The 6527-nt window shown below is 56.1% G+C and carries 5 protein-coding genes; 1 reads left to right on the top strand and 4 read right to left on the bottom strand.

The features are described from left to right. Positions 1–155: 155 nt before the first annotated feature. Genes hemG through pepQ form a run of 4 tightly spaced genes read right to left on the bottom strand, consistent with a single transcriptional unit; the run spans position 156 to position 4148 of the window. Entirely contained in the window at positions 156–701 is a 546-nt protein-coding gene (gene hemG / locus BMW97_RS22385; protein ID WP_045909212.1) for a menaquinone-dependent protoporphyrinogen IX dehydrogenase, read from the bottom strand. A 10-nt stretch (positions 702–711) separates the two neighbouring features. Further along, positions 712–2163 (bottom strand): Trk system potassium transporter TrkH, encoded by a 1452-nt coding sequence (gene trkH, locus BMW97_RS22380; RefSeq protein ID WP_023309600.1) that lies wholly within the window; start codon positions 2161–2163, stop codon positions 712–714. A gap of 39 nt (positions 2164–2202) precedes the next feature. Beyond that, a complete protein-coding gene (locus BMW97_RS22375; protein WP_024908007.1) occupies positions 2203–2817 on the bottom strand; it encodes an IMPACT family protein in 615 nt (204 codons plus the stop codon). Further along, the gene (gene pepQ, locus BMW97_RS22370) at positions 2817–4148 is read right to left on the bottom strand and encodes a Xaa-Pro dipeptidase (RefSeq protein ID WP_045909213.1); all 1332 of its coding nucleotides are present in this window, start codon (positions 4146–4148) and stop codon (positions 2817–2819) included. Before pepQ ends, BMW97_RS22375 begins: the two co-directional genes overlap by 1 nt. A 189-nt stretch (positions 4149–4337) precedes the next feature. On the opposite strand from pepQ, the gene fadB reads away from it, so the two are divergent. Then, positions 4338–6527, top strand: a complete 2190-nt coding sequence (fadB, locus tag BMW97_RS22360) for a fatty acid oxidation complex subunit alpha FadB (RefSeq protein WP_045909214.1) — start codon at positions 4338–4340, stop codon at positions 6525–6527.

Raw genomic sequence — 6527 nt, 5'->3', positions numbered from 1 at the left:
CAGAGTCAAGCGTTTATTTTCGCTTTTCTCTGCTGACCCGGCGGCGTGTGTGCCGTTGTTCCGTGTCAGTGGAGGCGCATTATAGGGAGTTATTCTGAAGTGACAAGCACAAAATACAAAAAACTTTTCGTTCGCTCACTTTTCAAACTTAACGCTTATTTATGTCGCGAATCGCCCGTTAAATGTGCGATTTCTCGCGCAAAACTGGCTACCTGCGACCAGTCGGTATAAACCACTTCTTTACGCGTGTCGGTTTCGCCCCCCGTCATCTTCATAATAAGACGGATCATAAAGCGGTCATACCAACGGTAGCGAGGGTAGCGCAGCGCGCCGGCAAAGACGGCGCACAGTTCTGGCTGCCACGGCGAGTTGAGTAAAAACTTGCGCGTGTAGCTGTTGGTCTGCGGCGTGCGCTTCTCGGGTTTACGCGCGACCAGATTGACCGAGTAGAACGCGCCGGGCAACGTATTAAGCTTCGCCGTATGCTTTTTCACAAAGCGATCCAGCGCCGGATGGAAATGCCCGTAACGAATAGATGCACCAATCACCACGCGATCGTAATCCTGCCAGGTAATCTGATCCGCACGGTTCAGGTTTACCACATCCGAGTAAATCCCGAGCTCTTTGAGTTCAGATGCCAGATAGGCGGCAATCTCACGCGTTTGCCCGTCTCGCGTAGAGAAAAGAATCAGTGTTTTCATCAACGGCTCCTTACTCGCGCCAGAATGTAGGGGTGAACAGCACCAGCAGCGTAAAGACCTCAAGGCGACCAAACAGCATATTGGCGATGAGGATCCATTTCGCGACAGGGTTCATACTGGCAAAGTTATCCGCCACCACGCCCAGGCCAGGCCCGAGGTTATTCAATGTTGCGACGACGGACGCAAAGGCGGAGAAATCATCCACTCCCGTCGCGATAATCGCCAGCATACTGACGATAAAGACCAGCGCATACGCCGAGAAGAATCCCCACACCGCTTCGAGGATACGTTCCGGCAGCGCGCGGTTCCCCAGCTTGATGCTGTAGACCGCGTTCGGGTGGACCAGACGCTTCAGCTCACGGTTGCCCTGCTTAAACAGCAGCAGAATACGAATTACCTTCAGACCACCGCCCGTCGACCCCGCACAGCCGCCGATAAACGCGGAACAGAGCAAAAGCACCGGCAGGAACAGCGGCCAGCGCGCGATGCTGTCCGTGGTAAACCCGGCGGTCGTCGCCATCGACACCACCTGGAAGAAAGCCTGGTTTAGCGTGGTCAACGCGGAGTTATAGACATCATGGAACCAGAGCACCAGGGTGCAGATGATCACCAGCGTCAGCTGGACGCCAATAAACATGCGGAACTCAGGGTCACGCCAGTATACCTTCAGGCTGCGCCCGCTCAGTAAAGAGAAATGCAGACCGTAGTTACAGCCAGAGATCAGCAGGAAAATGGCAATGATAGTGTTAATCGTTGGGCTGTCGAAGTAGCCCACGCTGGCATCGTGGGTAGAGAACCCGCCAATCGCAATCGTTGCAAAACTGTGCCCGATAGCATCAAACGCGGGCATCCCGGCAAACCATAGCGCCAGCGCACAGGCAACAGTCAGCAAGACATAAATCAGCCACAGGGTTTTCGCCGTCTCGGCAATACGCGGCCGCATCTTATTGTCTTTCAGCGGCCCGGGCATTTCCGCGCGATAAAGCTGCATCCCCCCGACGCCCAGTATAGGCAGGATAGCTACCGCCAGGACGATAATCCCCATACCGCCGAACCACTGCAGCATCTGACGATAAAAGAGAATCGCGTGCGGCAGCGAATCCAGTCCTACCAGCGTCGTCGCCCCGGTCGTCGTTAAGCCGGAGAAGGATTCAAAGAAGGCATCCGTGATGCTCAGGTTAGGCTGTTCAGAGAAGATAAAGGGCAGCGAACCGACGCTCCCCAGCACCGTCCAGAACAGCACGACGATCAGAAACCCTTCGCGAGATTTCAGTTCACCTTTCTGACGACGGTTCGGCCACCACAGCAGGGAGCCGATCGCCAGCGCGACAAAGAAGGTCTGGGTAAATGCCCGCCCCGCGCCGTCCCGGTAGATAAGCGCCACCAGTCCAGGGAGAATCATCGTCCCGGAAAAGAGTATGACCAGCAGTCCAACGATTCGGGTTATGGCACGAAAATGCATCTCTGCCGCTTCCTTTGGTATTCAAAAGTGAGGTGGGGATTATTCTTCAATCGGCAGCAATTGCAACGAACCACGACTAAAATCAGCGAGTTTTGCTGAAAAAGCAGCCAGTTCCGCCTGAGGAAGCGCCACGCGTAATTGCACCATTGCCTGATATTCACTGTGTGCGATGACACCGTTAAACTGCCGCAGCAGCGCTTCAATACCCGATAGCTGGGCGTAATCGCATAATAAAGTATATTCGGTAAGCGGCGTTTTGCGGGTAGTGACCAGCATATTAAGCGCCTGCTGCACGCCCCCGCCATAGGCTTTAACCAGCCCACCGGTGCCTAACAAAATGCCGCCGTAGTAACGCACCACCACGGCGGTTATTTCGCCCACGCCGCTGCCCATAAGCTGGGAGAGCATGGGTTTACCGGCCGTGCCCGCCGGTTCACCGTCATCGGAAAACCCCAGCTGCTGCGAATCGTCCGGCGGCCCTGCTACCCACGCCACGCAGTGGTGACGGGCGTCAGGATGCTCAGCCCGGACGGACTCGACAAACGCTTTTGCCGCCTCTACGCCGTCGGTATGCGCCAGCAGCGTAATAAAGCGGCTTTTCTTGATTTCCTCAACAAAGGTGACCGGTTCAGCCGGTATTAGCCAGCTTTCCATCAGGCCAGCTTCAGGTCTCGCGTCATATTCTCGATACCGTTTTCGTGAATCACCACGTTATCTTCGATACGAATACCGCCAAATGGCTTCAGCGCGTCAATTTTTTCCCAGTTGAAGTGCTTGCTGAACTGGCCTTCACGCCACGGCGCCAGCAGGGATTCGATAAAGTAGATCCCCGGTTCAATCGTCAGCACCATGCGCGGTTCCAGAATGCGGGTGCAGCGCAGGTAAGGATATTTAGACGGTGCCGCCAGGTGCGTACCGGTATCATCCTGCATAAAGCCCGCAACGTCGTGCACCTGCAGGCCCAGCGGGTGACCAATGCCGTGCGGCATGAAGGGCCCGGTCAGATCGTTCTCGACCATCGCCTCTTCGCTCATGTCTTTCACAATCTGGTGCTTACGCAGCAGTTTGGCGATGCGCTGATGGAACTGGATGTGGTAATCCACATAGCTGGTGCCCGCCTTCATGGTGGCAATCAGCGCCAGCTGTTCATCGTTCACGTCTTTGATCAGCTGCGCGAACTCGGTGTCCGCATTCGCCGCCCAGGTGCGGGTCAGGTCGGCCGCGTAGCCGTTGTACTCTGCCCCTGCGTCCAGCAGGAAGCTGCGCATTTCCGACGGAACCTGGTGATCCAGTTTGGTGTAGTGCAGGACGGACGCGTGCTCGTTGAGCGCGACAATGTTGCTGTACGGCACGTCGGTATCGCGATGACCGGTGGCGGTCAGGTACGCCTGGTTGATATCGAACTCGCTCATGCCGGACTGGAAGGCTTCATGCGCCGCACGGTGACCGTTCACCGCGGTCTTTTGTGCTTCACGCATGCAGTAAAGTTCGTAGTCGGTTTTATACGCGCGGTAATAGTGGAGGTAATCCAGCACCCCTTTCGGGTTGAGTTTGTCTGCCGCAATATCCAGGCCCAATGCACGCTCCGGAACAGGGCCAATATAGGCGATGTTGCCACGTGCGGCAGGCAGCTGGCTGCCAATACCGTCCGCTTTTGGCAGCGCAATGACCTCAATCTCTTCCGTCCAGAAAGAGGTCGGCAGCGGCTCAACGTTGTGCCAGTAATCGACCGGCAGGTAGAACCACAGTTTCGGCTTGTTCACGCCATCCACCAGCAGCCAGCAATTGGGCACCTGCGTCACCGGCACCCACGCCTTAAACTGTGGGTTCACCTTGAACGGATAAGCGTGGTCATCCAGAAAGGTATTCATCAGCTCGCCGGAGTGGATCAGCAGCGCATCCAGCTTAAAGCGGGCCAGTACATCGCGGGTACGTTCCTGTAGGGTAACGATATGATTTTTATAAAGCGAAGCCAGTGAGTCCATCATTATTCCTTTCGTTTTTTGACCTCAAGTCATCGCATCTTAGCACACCTCACTCCGCCTGCGTGATTTCCACCGACCGTGATCAATGCAGCAATTTCTTAATGAGTAATTTGCATTTTATTAACATAAATCCCACACTCCGATTCATCTGGTATGACCAGATCCAATTGCTGGATTCAGGAGACTGACATGCTCTACAAAGGCGACACCCTGTACCTCAACTGGCTGGAAGATGGCATTGCCGAACTGGTGTTCGATGCCCCCGGCTCAGTGAACAAGCTTGATACCGCGACGGTGGCCAGTCTTGGCCAGGCGCTGGATGTTCTTGAAAAACAACCTGAATTAAAAGGGCTGCTGCTGCGTTCGAACAAAGCGGCCTTTATCGTCGGTGCCGATATCACCGAGTTCCTTTCGCTGTTCCTGGTCCCGGAAGAACAGCTGAGCCAGTGGCTGCACTTTGCCAACAGCGTCTTTAATCGTCTGGAAGATCTGCCTGTCCCGACTATTTCCGCCGTTAACGGCTATGCGCTGGGCGGTGGCTGCGAGTGCGTGCTGGCGACCGACTATCGCCTGGCGACGCCGGACCTGCGCATCGGCCTGCCGGAAACCAAGCTGGGCATTATGCCGGGCTTTGGCGGCTCCGTCCGTATGCCGCGCATGCTCGGTGCCGACAGCGCGCTGGAGATCATTGCCGCGGGTAAAGATGTCGGCGCAGAACAGGCGCAGAAAATTGGTCTGGTCGACGGCGTTGTAAAACCGGAGAAGCTTGTTGAAGGCGCACTCGCTATTCTGCGTCAGGCCATTAACGGCGATCTGGACTGGAAGGCCAAACGCCAGCCGAAGCTGGAGCCGTTAAAACTCAGCAAGATTGAAGCCACCATGAGCTTCACCATCGCCAAAGGCATGGTGATGCAGACGGCGGGTAAACACTACCCGGCGCCAATCACGGCGGTGAAAACCATTGAAGCGGCTGCCCGTCTCGGACGCGATGAAGCGCTGAAGCTCGAAAATCAGAGCTTTGTCCCGCTGGCGCACACCAATGAGGCTCGTGCGCTGGTCGGTATCTTCCTGAACGATCAGTTTGTGAAAGGCAAAGCCAAACAGCTGACCAAAAACGTTGAGACGCCAAAACATGCGGCGGTACTCGGCGCGGGCATTATGGGTGGCGGCATCGCTTACCAGTCGGCCTGGAAAGGCGTGCCGGTGGTGATGAAAGACATCAACGAGAAATCCCTGACGCTGGGCATGACCGAAGCGGCCAAGCTGCTGAATAAACAGCTTGAGCGCGGGAAAATTGACGGTCTGAAGCTTGCAGGCGTGATTTCCACCATTCAGCCCGTGCTGGAATACAGCGGTTTTGATCGTGTCGACGTGGTGGTCGAAGCCGTCGTTGAGAATCCAAAGGTTAAAAAAGCGGTGCTGGCGGAAACGGAAGACAAGGTTCGCCCGGATACCGTGCTGGCCTCTAACACCTCCACCATTCCAATCAGCGAACTGGCGAGCGTACTGAAGCGTCCGGAAAACTTCTGCGGTATGCACTTCTTCAACCCGGTACACCGTATGCCGCTGGTCGAAGTGATCCGTGGGGAAAAAACCTCTGACGACACCATCGCCAAAGTGGTGGCCTGGGCCAGCAAGATGGGCAAAACGCCGATCGTCGTTAACGATTGTCCGGGCTTCTTCGTCAACCGCGTGCTGTTCCCTTATTTCGCCGGTTTTAGCCAGCTGCTGCGCGACGGCGCGGACTTCCGCAAAATCGACAAAGTGATGGAAAAACAGTTCGGCTGGCCGATGGGACCGGCGTATCTGCTGGACGTTGTGGGCATTGATACCGCCCACCACGCCCAGGCAGTAATGGCGGCAGGCTTCCCGCAGCGCATGCAGAAAGACTATCGCGACGCGATTGACGCGCTGTTCGACGCTAACCGCTTCGGTCAGAAAAACGGTCTGGGCTTCTGGCGCTATAAAGAAGACAGCAAGGGCAAACCGAAGAAAGAAGAAGACGCGGCGGTTGATGGCCTGCTGGCCGATGTCAGTCAGCCGAAACGCGACTTCACAGACAATGAGATCATTGCCCGCATGATGATTCCAATGATCAACGAAGTGGTGCGTTGCCTCGAAGAAGGCATTATCGCCAGCCCGGCGGAAGCGGATATGGCGCTGGTATACGGCCTGGGCTTCCCTCCGTTCCACGGCGGCGCGTTCCGCTGGCTGGACACGCTCGGCAGCGCCCGCTATCTCGATATGGCTCAGCAGTATCAGCACCTCGGCCCGCTGTATGAAGTGCCGGAAGGGCTGCGTAACAAAGCGCGCCATAACGAACCCTACTATCCCGCAGTTGAGCCAGCCCGTCCGGTTGGCGAGCTGAAAACGGCTTAA

It is taken from the genome of Enterobacter sp. NFIX58 (assembly GCF_900110475.1).
In the GTDB taxonomy this organism is placed as follows: Bacteria; Pseudomonadota; Gammaproteobacteria; order Enterobacterales; family Enterobacteriaceae; genus Enterobacter; species Enterobacter quasiroggenkampii.
Note: the sequence above shows the minus strand (reverse complement) of the source record. Positions and strands in the feature narration are given on the sequence as shown.